This window comes from Pectobacterium peruviense (assembly GCF_002847345.1).
GTDB lineage: Bacteria > Pseudomonadota > Gammaproteobacteria > Enterobacterales > Enterobacteriaceae > Pectobacterium > Pectobacterium peruviense.
On record NZ_LXFV01000001.1, the window covers coordinates 411,017 to 427,456 of the forward strand.

Genomic DNA, 16,440 nt, shown 5'->3' on the forward strand with positions numbered 1-16,440 from the left:
ACGCTCTTTCTCCTTCGTATTTAGTGCTTCATTTAATTCGTGTTCGCTGCGTGCTGCGGCGCGGAAACCTCGTCGCTCTGTACGCGCTTTTCTTCTGGTTTTTCTTCTACTGGGATGTCTTCAAAGCCCAGCAGCAAGGTCACAAAGAAGGAAATCACGACGGACAGAATCATGACGCCGAATACCCAGGCAATGCTCATCGGATTGGCAGGATCGAAGAACTGTACGCTGGTGAATAGCCCCGGCGATGCCATGGAATGGCTTGCCAACCCACCGATACCAGCGACGGCACCACAAATAAACCCGGTGATTAAACAGGCGATCAGCGGACGTTTCAGGCGCAAAGCGACGCCGTATAATGCAGGCTCAGAGATCCCAGCAACAATGGCCGATGCCGCAGCCGCCAGCGCCGTCTGGCGCAGTTCCGGGTTTTTGGTGCGCCAGGCGACGGCCAGTGATGAGCCGCCCAGTGACAGGTTCGCACCAATTTCAGACGGCATAACCATGCCTTCTTTGCCGGTTTCGGCAATGGTTTGAATAATGGTCGGCGTAAACACACGGTGCATGCCGGTCATCACCAGCAACGGCCAGATAGCACCCATGATGGCAACGGACAACCAGCCCAGATAGTCATGCACGGTGTACACCACTGCAGAAATACCGCTACCGATCCAAATCCCAATCGGGCCGATAAGCATGATGGCAATCGGGGACGCAATCAGCACGATTAACATCGGTTTGAGGAAGTTTTTGGTGACGGCTGGCGTAATACGGTCTACCCATTTTTCAATGTAAGACAGAATCCAGGTCATGCACAGCGCCGGAATCACGGTGTAGGTATATTTCACCGCCGTGACCGACAGCCCCATAAACACCACCTGTTGACCCTGTGCTGCTTTTGCCATCAGATCGATGAACGTCGGATGGACCAATACCCCGGCGATAGCAATCGCCAGCGACATATTGGTTTTGAATTTTACCGCCGCAGACGCCGCCACCATGATCGGCAGGAAGAAGAACGCGCCGTCACCAATCACGTTCAGAATCGTGATCGTCGATGCACCCTTCTCAAACAGCCCGGTCATATCCAGAATCATGGCGAGCAGCTTCACCATCGAGCCGCCAATAATCGCCGGAATAAGCGGTGACATCGTACCAATCAGCGCATCCAGAATCCCTGCACCGATGCGTCGCAGCGTAATTTTATTGTTCACCGGCACCGCTTTTTCAGCAGTCGCACCTTCCGGTAACAGCTTCACCACCTCGGCGTAAGCCTGAGAAACGGTATTACCGATGATGACCTGGCACTGGTTATCGTTTTTCACCACACCCAGCACGCCGCCGATCGCCTTCAATTCGGCAACATTCGCAGCATCATTGTCTTTAAGCACAAAACGCAGGCGGGTCATACAATGCGTCACGGCAGCGATGTTATCAGCACCACCGATGGCATCGACGATCGAACGGGATACAGCCGCATAATTCTTTGACATGGATAGACAATCTCTCGTAATCGCGCACGTTACACCCGTTTCAACAAACCGCTCACCGCGAGTTCATTGTTTGGCATACGCACATTTATTATTCAATTTCATACAGTTATGAAAGTATTCATGCCGGTATCCCTGCTCCATGCAACGTGATGAAACGCCGATGGGTAACCGGTTCCACATGATAGTGTTTATATATGAATGTAATTTCAATAATTTTGTTATGAATATTTTTCTTATGTGATCGTGATCGTCATGAATAGCGTGCTATTCCCCTCGATCGCTTCGGTTCTGCACTCATCACCCTGCTACCAGTCCATATCCTAAATAATTCGAGTTTCAGGCAGGCGGCAAGCGAAGGCATCCCGATGAACTTACTCAAGTAAGTGATTCGGGTGAGTAAGCGTAGCCAACGCACATGCAACTTGAAGTATGACGGATATAAAGTGTGTAAAATGGTGGAAGTACTCAACGTCTCAGGATGTCCCATGTCAACAATGCAGGAAGTGGCGAAGAAAGCAGGCGTATCAAAAGCGACGGTGTCGCGCGTGCTTTCAGGTAAAGGCTATACCAGTGAAGAAACCAAAGCGCTGGTCTATCAGGCCATTGAAGAGACGGGATATCAGCCAAATTTACTGGCGCGTAATCTGGCGACCAGCAAATCAGCCTGTATTGGTTTGGTGGTGACGAATACGCTCTATCACGGCAGCTATTTTAACGAACTGCTGTCACAGGCCGCCAAAAAACTCGAAGACAATGGGCGTCAGTTAATTCTGGTCGACGGTAAACACAGCGCCGATGAAGAACGCGATGCGATTCAATTCCTGCTCGGTTTACGCTGCGATGCGATTATCATCTACCCTCGTTTTCTCAACGTGGATGAGATGGATGACATCATCGATAAGCACAAGCAGCCGATCATGGTGGTCAACCGTAAACTACGTAAACACCAAAGCCACTGCATCTGCTGCGATCACAAAGGTTCCAGCTATAACGCCACACAGCATCTGATCGCACGCGGTCATAAAGACATCGCGTTTATCACGGGTTCACTGGATTCACCGACCGCTATCGAACGCCTTTCTGGCTATAAAGATGCCCTGACGGCAGCTAACATCGCGGTGAGGGATGAACTGATTGTGAGAGGAAAATGGACGCCGCGCTGTGGATCGCTCGCCATTACTACCCTGCGCGATAGCCAGGTATCGTTCAGCGCCGTGCTTGCCAGTAATGACGATATGGCGATTGGTGCAATAAAAGCGTTGGATGAAGCTGGCGTTGCCGTACCGAACGACGTCTCTGTGGTCGGGTTCGACGATATTCCTACCGCGCCGTTTTTGAAACCGTCACTCTCCAGCGTAAAAGATCCGGTGAGCGATATGATCAACGAAGTGATTAACCGCCTGATCGCTATGCTGGATGGCGGTTATTTCTCGAAAGAGAACCTGTTTTTGTCTGAACTGCGGGTCAGGGATTCCATTCAGAACGGGCCGTATGGGTAACCAACTCGCCTGATCTCAATTCGGGGTCGTCTCAGACCCCGTTTTAACACTTTATGTCAGCACCAATAGTGATCAAAAATACCCGGTATCAACAGACTCAGAATTGCCACTGTACGCCCACGCTGTAGCGCGTTTGATCGCCATCTCGATGACCAAAACGACTGCCGATTTCGGAGTACAGATTCAGATTCTCTGCCGCAAGCCACTGCACGCCGATCGTCGCCTTGCCGAAATTCTTATCCTGTTCTCCCACCGCAACGCGGCGGTTTGCGCCATCGACATGATCTTTCACGGTAAAGCTGGAATCGAGCCCATCGGCCAATTCACGCACCCACGCCACCGTCGCGTAAGGTTGTAGTGACATCGTGTTGCTGAATTCCACCTTGCCGCGCACGCGCCAGCCCAAACTGGCCTCCAGTGAATCGACATCCTGTTTTTCATACCGCACGCCAGTCCGCAAATTGCCCTTGTCATCAAACGCATTGATCCGATAACGCGCGTAATCCAGCCCAACAACCGGGCCAGTGCGCAGGCCGCTTATCGGGAAGTCATAACCGCCGCTTACGCGGGCACCGATAAACTGCGCTTCGGTATTACCATCCAGCGTGTTGTCCAACAAAACCGGACCGCCCGCAGATTGCAGGTAAACCGAGCGGCGTGACTCAATCGCCGCACGACCCACCGTCACTTCGCTACCCAGCCAGGCGGGCCCGCCCTGATTCAGCAAACCGTAGACACCTGCTTGCCAGGTATCGCTTTCAATATGTCCATTGCGCTCCAGCTTATCCTTGCTGCGCAACAGACTCAGGCTGCCACCAATCGTGACACCGTCACTTAATTGATAATCCACCAGTGCATAAGCCATCGCCTGCCGAGAACGCTGCTGTGGTGCGCGATCAAAACCATTTGACGGAATAACATCGCCCTCAACCCCAATCGCCGTATCCAGCGTGCCCACGCTACGAGCGGTATTTTGCAGCAGCAACCAGCGCTGGTTATGTAAATCACTCAATGACTGACGCTGACGCTTCAGACTCTCTTCCATCGCCTGCTGCGTCGCGGCAGCGGAATACGCCGAATGCAGCAAATCGGTATTGGATATTTCCAGCAGCAGTCGCGTCACCAGTCGTGAAACGTCACGCAGGCGCTGATCGATACGCTCCTGCCCGAACACGCTGGTCAGAAAAGCTTCGTTATCAACGGTGGGGTCATGCCATGTCGCGCCCCCCGGCACTGCGGGATTCGTGGTTTGCTCATAGCCATCTTGATCGCCGATATCCCAGTTAGTGGCCTCCATATAAAGCACGGGAATATCAAACGCCGCATTGAAGCTATCGCCGTCGCTGCAACAGCCGGTTCCCGCCGGATAACTCGCATTCAACCCCGGATTGGTAAACAGTTCGATACCCAGTTCATTTGCAATACGCAGCGTCTGTTCACGCAGGCTTGCCTGAGCGGGATTTGCTACGCTGTTATCGCCAGCGTGAGCATAGAGTTTGTCACCAGTGATCATACTGTCCATGTTAATCATGGCCTTAAGATCGCCCGTGTTTCCTTGCGCAATCAGATCGTTAACCATCGCACGCGAACCGCGTAGCCCCTCTTCTTCTGCACCGAAGGCAGCAAAGACCAGCGTTTTTTCCGTCTGGATACCGCTGAAATTACGCGCCACTTCCGTCAGAATGGCGGCACCCGATGCGTTGTCATCCAGCCCTTGCAGCGTTGGCCGCCCAAAGAAGGTATCAAAATGCGCCCCGGTAATGATGTATTCACTGCTCAACCCGACATTAGAGGCCAGCACGTTTTGTGATGAACGCGTCGTACCGCCTGCCGTCCAGGAAAAATCCTGCCTGACCGTGCTATAGCCGGGCGCCATACGCTGCGTCATCCAGTCCGCCGCACCAGCAAAATTTGCCGTATCGCGATAGCGCCCCGGATAATCATTAATGAGCGTATCCACTGTCTCACGCGCATAGTCACCGTAATCATAAGCCCAGGCCGGTACACATAAACACGCCATCCCTACCGCAACAGCTACTTGCTTCAACATACACCCCACTCCCTTTTCTCGTTATATACCCGTAATACTTCAAGCTGCATGTTCGTTGGCTGCGTTCAAATCTGCTCCAGGCAAATTTGTCACCCGAATCACTTACCTGAGATGATTAACAACAGCACCAGAGGAACCTTATCTAGGTCATGTCTTTGTTAAAGAAAGAAAAATAGCAGCAATATTCATTCCAAGACCATGGGATAGAAGAAAATATGATTAAATATGTCAAAAAGCAGCAAATCGAAAGGAAGTCATTGGAATTGTGTAATTCTGATTAATCATAGGGTTAATCATGAATTAACCTAATTTCATCAGAAGACGAGTGAATGATTAGCAGGGAAGAAAAAAGGTGATGGAAACGCGACAGGTTTGATGAAAATGCGATGAAGAGGCTTTTATGAGGATGCAACAAAGACAAAAAGGGCAAAACACGCACCGAAAACGATCGTTTACAGCACGTGATTGCCCATTTTTATAGAAAATTTAAACGTAAACGTTAAGCTGGTTAGTGGCCGTTGGGCGGTTCACCCCATCAGCTATAGGCGGCTTAAAGACTGAACCGCTATTTTCGTACGCTGTCTGCGTCCGGGTAGCGGCGTCCTGATTAGGGTAACCAGACAGTTGCGACGAGCGGGAAATGCCTTGGACATGATCAGGCTTGTCAGGCGCGGCGTAATAGGACACTGGAGAAACTAGGTTGAGACCAATCATTTTCTTTCCCCCTATTCATCTCATCTGCCAAGAAAACTTATCTTGCTTATTACTGAGTATAGAACAGTCAAACAGGGGGAGTATGTAAGGTTTTGTCTGAAAAACCGCCGCTCATGCAGCCCTTAGTAAAGGGAAGATAAGACCCAAAATCATTCTGATTTACTATCAAGCCGTTATTTGTTTTTATCCCACGCGCGCAGGCGTCCGGCCGCATTTTTATAAGGCGAGGCGGTATTAAATTGAATCATCCGACCACGCGTCCACTTGCCGTACCAGCATTCGCCATAGAGTTGTTCATCGGTATAGCGTTCAACCAGTGCGATGAGCGACCGTTTATTCGCGGCAAGCAGTGCGACCAGTTCAGCCCAATCGGTAATAGGGGCATAGTCCTGGTAGAATTTTTGTGCCAACAGGCCGAGCTGATTCCATTTATAACCGGCCTCTGGAAAATCAATGGTTTTGCCCTGCTCTTCGTGCTCATGCCATTTCAGCACCACATTGCCCCAGCCTAGCAAATACGCCACCAGATTTGCCGGGCTCATCAGCGTTCCCTGCGCATGCCCTGCCATTTCTGGCAAGAATGCTCGCTCTGTAGGCACAGCATCGATCTGCTTCATTAATAGCGCAAACTGACTGTTGATCGCCTTAATCAAGGCTTCCTTGCTCTCCGGAACCGCCATCAAATAACCTCATTTTTCTGCTATAGACAGAATCAGGTTACTGCTCACATAGCGGCACAGCGTTGTCATCGCTCACGTTTCTCATCATTGTTCACGCTTCTAGCCGTTGATCAGCGTTGCGCTAACAGCCGAATCGACGCCTCACGTTCACCGGGTGACGTCACGGGCGTATGGATAATGAACTCATCTACGCCAAAGCGCTGATGATAGCTCTCCAAGCGCTGATGAATATCTTCCGGCGTGCCGTAAAGCACATGCCGTGGCTCCTGTTCGATACGGAAATCCGTCACGCCTGCCTGTCTAACGAAATTCTCGGCCTGTTCCTGACTGCCTACCGTTAGCGGCGGCTTGTTTTCAATATAAACCTTATAGTTATGCTGCGTGCTGGCCAGCGCTTCCGCATCCTCATGACGTTCGGCGGCAATCACCGACAGCGACAGCAGCGTTTGTGCACTGGCTGGTTTCAATTCCCGATAGCTCAAGAGTGATTCCGTCAGCAGCGTTTCGCTGGCGTTAATGAACCCAGCGAACACGAAATTCCAGCCCAGCGATGCCGCTAATCTCGCACTCTCCTGACTGGCTCCCAGCAGAAAGCGCTGTGGCTCATGTTCCGGCAGCGGTGTCGCATTCAGGCTATCTGCCGTACCGTCATTGCTATCCAGAAAACGATTGAGCTGATGTAATTTCTCCGTGAAGGCGACCCGCTGCGCCTCACCGATTTCCTGCTGTAACGCCCGTGTCGCCAGCGGCAACCCGCCCGGCGCTTTACCGATACCTAAATCAACACGACCGCCTGCCAACGCGCTGATGACATGGAAATTCTCCGCAACTTTATACGGGCTATAATGCTGTAACATCACGCCGCCGGATCCGATACGCAAAGTTGTCGTATGCGCTAACAGCCAGGTGATTAAAACCTCGGGAGACGACCCCGCCAGCTCATCGGAATTATGATGTTCGGAAACCCAAAAGCGGTAATAGCCAAGCGCTTCAGCCACTTTCGCTAGCGACACGGTTTGTGCCAACGCCTGTGCCGCGCTCATTCCTTCGGCGATAGGGCTTTGATCTAATAAACTGAGCTTATATCCCACGATGTTTCCTTATTTTTATCGGCTATCTGTTAGCGCTATTCATAGCAATAAATAGTCATAACCAAAAAACAGAAATAGCAAAAAACAGAATAAGAAGAATGTTGCATAAAGGTATAAAAAATAAATATCAATAATGAGTTTTGTTAGCAGGAATATTCATAATAAATGAATACAAAAAACACCATCATAAAAAGACATGAAATATAACCAGATGGTATTTATCCATTGAGTTGCTATCGGCTACCTTTATCATGTTTAAATTTTGTTAAGGAGGTGTATTGATATGGCTGAATCTATCCCCTGTTGTGATACGTCATTTGAGCAACAGTTAATTAACTGGCGACGGCACTTGCATCAGTACCCGGAATTGTCCAATCAGGAACACCAAACCACCGCGCACATTACCCGCTGGCTACAAGAGAAAGACATCCGCCTGCTGCCCCTTGCGTTAACCACCGGTGTCGTTGCCGAAATTGGTCACGGCAGTGGACCGACGATTGCGCTACGTGCCGACATTGATGCGTTACCGATTGAAGAGCTGGTCGATGTCGACTTTCGCTCTCAGCACGCTGGCGTCATGCACGCCTGTGGCCACGATTTCCACACCGCCGTGATGCTCGGCGCTGCCTGTCTGCTGAAAAAACGCGAACATGCCTTACCAGGTAAAATCAGGCTATTTTTTCAACCGGCAGAAGAGGTGTCTACCGGTGCCAAACAGCTTATCCGTGCAGGTGCGCTCGCCGATGTTGCCGCCGTTTTTGGCCTGCACAATGCGCCCGAACTCCCCGCGGGCACCTTCGCCACACGTAGCGGCCCGTTTTATGCCAATGTGGATCGCTTCGCTATTCACATTACTGGTAAAGGCGCGCACGCAGCCAAGCCGGAACAGGGTATCGACAGCATCGTGACTGCCTGTAATATCGTCAATGCACTGCAAACACTGCCTAGCCGCAGCTTCAGCTCGCTGGAATCGCTGGTCATCAGCGTCACGCGTATTCAGGGTGGTAACACCTGGAACGTACTACCGCAAACGGTAGAATTGGAAGGTACGGTTCGTACTTACAATGCCGCGATTCGTGCAGAAATACCGGGACGAATTGAACAACTGATTAGCGGGATCGCCCTTGCGCTGGGCGCAAAAGCGGAACTGAAATGGTATCCCGGCCCGCCTGCGGTCGTGAACACCAGCGAATGGGCCGATTTCAGCAAACAAATTGCCCGAGACGCAGGTTATCAGGTGGAAAACGCCGAACTGCAAATGAGCGGCGAGGACTTTGCCCTTTACCTTCAGGAAGTGCCGGGCACGTTCGTCAGTATTGGCTCAAACAGTGAATTTGGCTTGCATCATCCTCAGTTCAATCCAGATGAAAGCGCCATTGCACCCGCATCACGCTACTTTGCACAGCTAGCGGAAGCCGCACTGCATCGCTTGCGCACCACGAAAGTTACCCCACCACAGGCAGTGTTTTCTTCATCTTAATACGTTGATCTACAAATACAATCACCTCCGCTCGATCGATTGGGCGGAGGGGACTATTCCCTAAATCACTCGCGTTGGCAAGCTGGTGAAAAACCTATTTTCAGAACGAAAACGGGGGTAATGGAATAGAAGAGTAAAGCGTCCGCGCCAGGGATGGCGCGGCTCGAGCTTACAGGGAGGTACTTGCAGCGTCTTTACGATCTATCCATTACCACCGCTCAACGCGCGTATATAGTTTAACGTATAGTCAATGTATTTCATTAACCACGAACCGCATGATAACCACGGGAAAAATACACCAGGCCATCGGTACTTTCGCCCTGCTTAATCGCTAACACTCGGCAAATAAAGATATCGTGCGTCGCCGCGCTCACCACTTCCTCAACCCGGCAGTCAAATGCAACCAAGGCATCCTGCAATACGGGTGATCCCGTGTGTAACACGTCCCACTCCGCCGCCGCAAACCGTTCTTCCGTAGACGACCGGCTTCCAAACAGCGACGACAGCGCTTCGTGGTGTGCCGCTAGCGTATTAACGCATAGATGTTCATTCACCTGAAACGTGGGATACACAGATGAACCGCGATTCAGACACACCAGCAGCGTGCCGGGCGTATCACTGACGCTGGACACCGCAGACGCCGTAAACCCAGCCTTACCTGCTGGGCCATCGGTAGTAACGATATTAACCGCCGCGCTCAGCTTTGCCATTGCATCGCGAAACGCCTGCTGGTCAACGGCGGTAACCGTAGCAGAGGGAACGGCGTCATTCACAGTTACGCGTCGTTCAACTGTCAAATCAGACATGAAATTTTATCCTTTAGATACGGCGAGAGGCATAGCCATTAACATCATACTAACAAAATAAGCCGCGCCATCATCTGAATTTTTTGAATTTCATTATACATTTTTGTTGTTTTACATCACTCCTCGCCTCATCAATAGTGAAAACACGCTCTTAACGTCCTATTAACCTTTCATTGAATGCGTGAATATCTATTAATGGTTTTCTCTGTTGATAGCTTGTTGTTGGTTTATTGATAGCCAGCTTATTAATGAATTTTTCACCTTCATGAAAGTATGTTCGATTAATAAAAGGTTTCTCATAATGAGTAAAAAACAAACATCATCAAAACGGCAATTAAGATTAGGTTTAATATTACAAGGCGCGGCGGGGAATATGTCCGCATGGCGACATAAAAACGTCGTCCCCGATGCCAGTATTAATTTTGGTTTTGTTTTAGATGCGGTAAAAAAAGCCGAACAGGGAAAATTCGACTTTGTTTTCGTCGCTGACGGCTTGTATATCAATGAAAAATCCATCCCCCACTTTCTCAACCGTTTCGAGCCGTTAACGCTGCTATCCGCGCTGGCTACCGTCACCAGTCATATTGGTCTGGTCGGCACACTCTCGACGTCGTATTCCGAACCGTTTACCACCGCCCGGCAGTTCGCTAGCCTCGACCATCTCAGCAACGGTCGTGCAGGCTGGAACGTGGTGACATCGCCATTAGAAGGATCGGCAAAAAACTTTTCCCGCGCACAGCACCCGGAACACGCGCTGCGCTACCGCATCGCCGATGAATTCCTTCAGGTGGCGAAAGGTCTGTGGGATTCCTGGGAAGATGATGCCTTTATTCGCGACAAAGCCAGCGGGCAATTCTTCGATTCTGAGAAGTTGCACACGCTGAATCATCAAGGGGAATTCTTCTCGGTACAGGGCCCGCTGAATATTGGCCGCTCTGCGCAGGGTCGCCCGATTGTGTTTCAGGCTGGCGCGTCTGAGGACGGGCAAAAACTTGCCGCTAAACACGCCGATGCCATCTTTACTCATCAACACACGCTGGAAGACTCGCAGCGTTATTACCGCGAAGTGAAGCAGAAGCTAGAAGAAAACGGTCGCCACGCCGATCAACTGCACGTCTTCCAGGGCGTCAGCGTGATTGTCGGCAATGATGCAGAAGACGTCGAGCGCCAGTATCAGGAAACGGCGCAGTTGGTCACGATTAAGGACGCGCTCAATTATCTGGGGCGCTATTTCGAGCACTATGACTTCTCACAACACCCGCTGGATGAGCCCTTCCCTGATATCGGCGAACTGGGGAAAAACAGCTTCCGCAGCACCACCGATGAAATCAAACGCAACGCACAGGAAAAAGGCTTAACGCTGCGACAGGTCGCGCTGGAAGCGGCGTCACCCCGTCCAGTATTCAGCGGCACGCCCGAGCAAGTGGCGGATGGCTTACAGCTCTGGTTTGAAAATGGCGCGGCAGACGGCTTCATCATTCAGGGGGGCACGCCAGATACACTCAATCACTTTGTCGATCGGGTCGTCCCTTTGCTGCAACAGCGCGGCCTATTCCGTCAGGAGTATGCCGGCTACACGCTGCGGGAAAATCTGGCGCTGGATTATCCGGTGAATCAATTCACGCGCTAGTTTGCACCGCAGGAGATTTACCGTGAAACAGACCCCTTTTATCACTGTAACCGGTCTGGCGACGCTACTGAGCGCCACGCTGGCGATAAGTGCACAGGCGCAAGACACGGAATTCGTCAGCCGTATCGATCTCAAGGCCAATCAGGTTCCCATTCGTACTGAGAAAAACGCCGAGGCTATCGCGCAAATCCCGGCTAATTTCAAATTCGTGACGCCGGGTAAGCTGACGATTGCCGTCTCGGCGCTCAGCTCACCACCGCTGTCGTTGTTGGCTGACGATAACAAAACGATTGTCGGCAGCGATGCTGACATCGCGCGGCTGGTGGCCGACAGTCTCGGACTGGAGCTAAAGCTGGTTCCTGCCTCTTGGGAAGATTGGCCGCTGGGCATTACGGCGGGGAAATACGATGCCGCTATTTTTAATATCGCCGTAACGAAGCTGCGCAAAGAGAAGTTCGATTTCGCCACATACCGCATTGATACGCTGGGTTTCTACGTGAAATCGACCAGTAAGATTACCGCAATCAACAAACCGGAAGACGTGGCCGGTCTGAAAGTGATTGTCGGCTCCGGCACCAATCAGGAAAACATTCTTCTGGGCTGGGATCGGCAAAACCGCGCTAACGGCCTCGCCCCCGTACAGCCAGTCTACGTTACCGACGATGCCGCCGCCAATTTGAGCATTCAGTCCGGGCGTGTCGATGCGTTTTTCGGTCCGCACTCCATCGGCGCTTATAAAGCGGCGTTAACAGGCAAAACGCGCATGGTGGGCAAAGGCCCGACGGTCGCTTATGTCGCGGTCACCACGCAAAAAGGTAACGGTTTGGCGCAGCCAATCAGCACCGCCATCAATGGCGCGATCCATAACGGCAGCTATGCGCAAGTGCTGGATCGCTGGGGTGAAGACGATGAAAAGATCACACAGTCCGTGGTGAATCCGCCGGGTATTGGCGATTAATAAAAGAGACATGTCATTAAAAGTGACACGCTCTTAAAAGTGACAATGTCACCATAATAACCTGCAAGGGAAAGATAAATGCAAAAACAGATCGCCTACACCATCGCACATTTGGCCGCGACACCTCGCGTGCTTCCCTCGCTTCTGACAAGGCTACTGACGGGATCGCTGCTGCTCGGCACGCTGTCCGTAACGACTGGCGCACAGGCGGCTATCGACCTGAAAGCCAATCAGCAGCCGATCCATGCGCCGAAGAATGCGGACGCTATCGCACAGATTCCGACTGATTTTAAATTTGTCACGCCGGGGAAACTCACCGTCGCGATTGCTACGTTGGGTTCGTCACCGCCGCTGGCCTTTCTCGCTGACGACAACAAAACCGTAGTCGGCAGTGAACCGGATATCGCCCGACTGGTGGCAGACAGCCTTGGTCTGGAGCTGAACATCGTTCCCACTTCGTGGGAAGACTGGCCGCTCGGCGTGGCCTCCGGTAAATATGACGCCGCCATTATCAATATTACCGTCACCAAAGAGCGTAAAGAGAAGTTCGATTTCGCCACTTATCGCATCGATTCACTCGGCTTCTATGTGAAATCCACCAGTAAAATTCAGTCCATCAAGGAAGCGAAAGACATTGCTGGATTGAAGATTATTGTCGGTTCAGGCACCAATCAGGAAGCCGTGCTGCTGGCATGGGATAAACAGAATCGCGCTAACGGCCTACCCGCCTTTCAGCCCATTTATGTCACGGACGATGCTGCGGCCAACCTGAGCCTGCAATCCGGTCGTTCTGATGCCTATTTCGGTCCAAACGTGATCGGCGCCTACAAAGCAGAGCTGACTGGAAAGGTTAAGCACGTCGGCACGGTAAATGGCGGTTACCCCAACGTTGCACATATCGCGGTCACCACGCGCAAAGGCAGCGGATTGGTACAGCCGATTAATACTGCGTTGAACGGTGTGATTAAAAGCGGCGAATACGACAAGGTGCTGAACCGCTGGGGAGAAAGCATTGAGCGTATCGAGCGTTCAGAAATCAATCCGCCGGGACTGGGCGATTAATCCCGCCTTATGGCTATCGCGATGCCATAAGCGAAACGCAATGGCTACCGATAGCCCGTATACCCTAATGAATCAGGAGCATTGAATGTCCGACGATATCTTCATTGTTACCCAGCCCGAAGATCCTATCGTGGCACCCATTATCGACGGCCTGTTCGCAGAGTATGAGCAGCGTTATGGGGATTTTTTCGGTGAGCGGGAAAGCGATTCGCAGGGAATCTACCAGCAGCCACACGGCATTTTTATTGCTCTGCTGCGTCGAGGTATCCCCATCGCCACGGGGGCGTTTAAACGCTACGACAGCACCACCGCCGAGATTAAGCGGGTATGGACGGATAACTCACTGCGCCGTCAGGGACTCGCGGGAAAAGTGATGCAAGAGCTGGAACAACACGCGCGCCGATTAGGCTATGAGCATTTTTTCCTGACCACCGGCTTCCGTCAGCCTGAAGCGGTGCGCTTATACCTGAGCCACGGTTATACGCCTCAGTTCGATACCACCGTCGATCCCGTGACCTATAGCCTTCCACCTTACGACGGGCGTTTACCGTTTAAAAAAGCGCTGTTCGAAACGGTAGCACCACGGGTTGCGCGACAAACGGAAGTCGAGCTTATCACCCGCCATTTGAAAGTGTGTTGACCCTTACGCACCGGTAATCACCCTATGCACTAGCCACAAAACGACATTTTTCAGCATCACATTCAAATGGTATCGATCATGACGCAATCTCTACAAACGTCGTCTCAGCAACCACCACTGAGTCAGGCACAGGAACCACCGTTGAACATTGTTCCGGCGCGTTATCCTTTTCGTTTTGCCGGTGCACTGTTTTCTCTGTTTATTTTTGCCGGGATTATTCAGTCAATCGCGCTGAACCCGCGCTGGGAATGGTCAGTCTTTGCCGAGTGGTTTTTTAATCCGGTCATCCTTGCGGGGCTGGGGCAAACGCTGCTGTTGACCGCGCTGGGTACATTATTCAGCATTTTCTTCGGCACCGCGCTGGCGCTGGCACGGCTTTCACCGTCTTATCTGCTATCCACATTGTCGTGGCTGTATATCTGGCTGTTTCGATCGCTGCCGCTAATTCTGGTACTGATCATTCTCTACAATTTCTCGTATCTCTATGACGAACTGGCGCTGGGGATTCCGTTCACGTCTATCGTCTTCCTGCGCTATCCGACGATTGATCTACTGGATCAATTTTCCGTCGCCGTACTTGGCCTGACGCTGGTGCAGTCTGCGTATACGGCGGAAATTATTCGCGGCGGTATTCTTGGCGTGGATGCGGGTCAGTTTGAAGCCTCCGCTGCGCTCGGCCTGCCCGGAGGTCGTCGTACGGTGCGCATCATTCTGCCGCAGGCGCTGCGTTCGATTCTGCCCACCGGTTTTAACGAGATCATCAGCCTCGCTAAAGGTACCTCGATTGTCTATGTGCTGGCGCTGCCGGAGCTGTTTTACACCGTTCAGGTCATCTACAACCGTACGCAGCAGGTTATTCCATTGCTGATGGTCGCCACCATCTGGTATCTGCTGATTACCACGGTGCTATCCATCGTCCAATACTACGTGGAACGCTATGTGTCCCGCGGTGCGGTGCGTGAAATGCCGCTAACGCCGCGCCAGAGACTTGTTCGCGCCCTGACGCGCAAGCGCGCACGTTAACCCCCCGATTCTGGAGATTCACTATGTCTGAAGCTATCGATTATTTTGCTCACGCCCGAGCCACCGCGCAACCACAGGCAGAAAACGCTCGCGGGCTGATTGAGATCCGCAATGTGGCGAAACATTTTGGTCAGCATAAAGCGCTGGATGATATCAATCTTACGCTAGCGCCCGGCTCCGTCACGGTGATCTTGGGTCCATCTGGTTCGGGAAAATCCACTCTGTTGCGCACCATTAATCATCTTGAACGCGTGGACGACGGTTTTATCCGCATCGATGGCGACTACATCGGCTATCGCCGCAAAGGGAATACGCTCTATGAATTGAAAGAAAAGGACGTGTTACGCCAGCGCATTAACGTCGGCTATGTGTTCCAGAATTTCAATCTGTTCCCCCACCTTTCCGTATTGGAAAATATCATTGAAGCCCCGTTGGCACATAAATTGTATTCCCGTCAGGAAGCCGAAGATGTCGCCTTTACCCTGCTGGAAAGCGTCGGGCTACGCCATAAAGCACAGTCTTATCCACGCCATCTGTCCGGTGGGCAGCAACAGCGCGTCGCGATTGCTCGAGCGCTGGCGCTCAAACCGAAAGTCATGCTGTTTGATGAACCGACATCCGCGCTCGATCCCGAGCTGGTCGGCGAGGTGCTGGATGTGATCAAATCACTCGCCCGCTCCGGCGTGACGCTGGTCGTCGTCACACATGAAATCGGCTTTGCGCGCGAAGTCGCTGACCGAGTGGTGTTTATGGTCGATGGAAAAATTGTCGAAAGCGGCGATTCCTGGCAGGTGCTAAATCATCCCCGTCATCCACGGACAATCAACTTTTTGAATAAGGTGCTGTGAGGAAGCGCATTGAGCCAGATGTCTCCCTTCTGGCTCTATTTCACGCGTTGACCCGATTTATCAGTGACTTTTTCACCATCTTCTTTGGTGAATGCGCCTCGCTGCGGATCGGGGAGAATATCCAGCACCTGCTCTGATGGACGACATAGTCGGGTTCCCAACGGAGTAACGACAATCGGACGGTTTATCAGGATCGGATATTGCAACATGAAATCAATAAGCTGTTCGTCAGTAAAGCTTTCCTCAGCAAGCCCCAGTTGTGTGTAAGGTTCTACGTTTTTGCGCAGCAAGGCTCGAACCGTCATTCCCATGTCACCAATGAGCGTCACCAGTTCATCACGCGAAGGCGGCGTATCAAGATAGTAAATAATCGTGGGTTCTGCGCCGCTATTACGGATCATCTCCAGCGTATTACGCGAGGTACCGCAGTCAGGGTTGTGGTAAATCGTTATTTTGCTCATATCAA

The 16,440-nt window shown here is 51.7% G+C and carries 14 protein-coding genes; 8 read left to right on the forward strand and 6 right to left on the reverse strand.

Annotated elements, in window-relative coordinates; translation table 11 throughout:
* Positions 1-32: 32 nt before the first annotated feature.
* A complete protein-coding gene (gene ascF / locus A0G03_RS01905) occupies positions 33-1,493 on the reverse strand; it encodes a PTS cellobiose/arbutin/salicin transporter subunit IIBC (protein WP_048260028.1) in 1,461 nt (486 codons plus the stop codon).
* 485 nt (positions 1,494-1,978) lie between these two features.
* Here ascF and A0G03_RS01915 point away from each other — a divergent pair, with 485 nt between their 5' ends.
* Positions 1,979-2,992, forward strand: a complete 1,014-nt coding sequence (locus A0G03_RS01915; protein ID WP_048260027.1) for a LacI family DNA-binding transcriptional regulator — start codon at positions 1,979-1,981, stop codon at positions 2,990-2,992.
* Between the two features lie 97 nt (positions 2,993-3,089).
* On the opposite strand, the gene A0G03_RS01920 is transcribed toward A0G03_RS01915, so the two are convergent.
* The 3 genes from A0G03_RS01920 to A0G03_RS01935 form a co-directional block, all read right to left on the reverse strand.
* Entirely contained in the window at positions 3,090-5,042 is a 1,953-nt protein-coding gene (locus tag A0G03_RS01920) for an autotransporter domain-containing protein (protein WP_048260026.1), read from the reverse strand.
* A gap of 887 nt (positions 5,043-5,929) precedes the next feature.
* The gene (locus tag A0G03_RS01930) at positions 5,930-6,436 is read right to left on the reverse strand and encodes a ClbS/DfsB family four-helix bundle protein (protein WP_048260024.1); all 507 of its coding nucleotides are present in this window, start codon (positions 6,434-6,436) and stop codon (positions 5,930-5,932) included.
* 110 nt (positions 6,437-6,546) lie between these two features.
* Entirely contained in the window at positions 6,547-7,527 is a 981-nt protein-coding gene (locus tag A0G03_RS01935; RefSeq protein WP_048260023.1) for an LLM class flavin-dependent oxidoreductase, read from the reverse strand.
* A 283-nt stretch (positions 7,528-7,810) separates the two neighbouring features.
* On the opposite strand from A0G03_RS01935, the gene A0G03_RS01940 reads away from it, so the two are divergent.
* The gene (locus A0G03_RS01940; RefSeq protein WP_048260022.1) at positions 7,811-9,007 is read left to right on the forward strand and encodes a M20 peptidase aminoacylase family protein; all 1,197 of its coding nucleotides are present in this window, start codon (positions 7,811-7,813) and stop codon (positions 9,005-9,007) included.
* Positions 9,008-9,267: 260 nt separating this feature from the next.
* On the opposite strand, the gene A0G03_RS01945 is transcribed toward A0G03_RS01940, so the two are convergent.
* A complete protein-coding gene (locus A0G03_RS01945; protein WP_048260021.1) occupies positions 9,268-9,813 on the reverse strand; it encodes a flavin reductase in 546 nt (181 codons plus the stop codon).
* A 301-nt stretch (positions 9,814-10,114) separates the two neighbouring features.
* Here A0G03_RS01945 and A0G03_RS01950 point away from each other — a divergent pair, with 301 nt between their 5' ends.
* From A0G03_RS01950 to A0G03_RS01975, 6 genes are all read left to right on the forward strand, one after another.
* Entirely contained in the window at positions 10,115-11,443 is a 1,329-nt protein-coding gene (locus tag A0G03_RS01950) for an LLM class flavin-dependent oxidoreductase (RefSeq protein ID WP_048260020.1), read from the forward strand.
* Positions 11,444-11,465: 22 nt separating this feature from the next.
* Entirely contained in the window at positions 11,466-12,401 is a 936-nt protein-coding gene (locus tag A0G03_RS01955) for a transporter substrate-binding domain-containing protein (protein WP_048260019.1), read from the forward strand.
* 78 nt (positions 12,402-12,479) lie between these two features.
* On the forward strand, positions 12,480-13,463 hold the full coding sequence (locus A0G03_RS01960) for an ABC transporter substrate-binding protein (protein WP_048260018.1): 984 nt from the start codon (positions 12,480-12,482) through the stop codon (positions 13,461-13,463).
* A gap of 85 nt (positions 13,464-13,548) precedes the next feature.
* Complete coding sequence (locus A0G03_RS01965; RefSeq protein ID WP_048260017.1) at positions 13,549-14,103, forward strand: GNAT family N-acetyltransferase; 555 nt, start codon at positions 13,549-13,551, stop codon at positions 14,101-14,103.
* Positions 14,104-14,181: 78 nt separating this feature from the next.
* A complete protein-coding gene (locus A0G03_RS01970; protein ID WP_048260016.1) occupies positions 14,182-15,126 on the forward strand; it encodes an amino acid ABC transporter permease in 945 nt (314 codons plus the stop codon).
* Positions 15,127-15,149: 23 nt separating this feature from the next.
* Complete coding sequence (locus A0G03_RS01975) at positions 15,150-15,974, forward strand: amino acid ABC transporter ATP-binding protein (RefSeq protein ID WP_048260015.1); 825 nt, start codon at positions 15,150-15,152, stop codon at positions 15,972-15,974.
* Between the two features lie 35 nt (positions 15,975-16,009).
* On the opposite strand, the gene arsC is transcribed toward A0G03_RS01975, so the two are convergent.
* The gene (gene arsC, locus A0G03_RS01980) at positions 16,010-16,435 is read right to left on the reverse strand and encodes a glutaredoxin-dependent arsenate reductase (RefSeq protein ID WP_048260014.1); all 426 of its coding nucleotides are present in this window, start codon (positions 16,433-16,435) and stop codon (positions 16,010-16,012) included.
* Between the last annotated feature and the right edge of the window lie 5 nt (positions 16,436-16,440).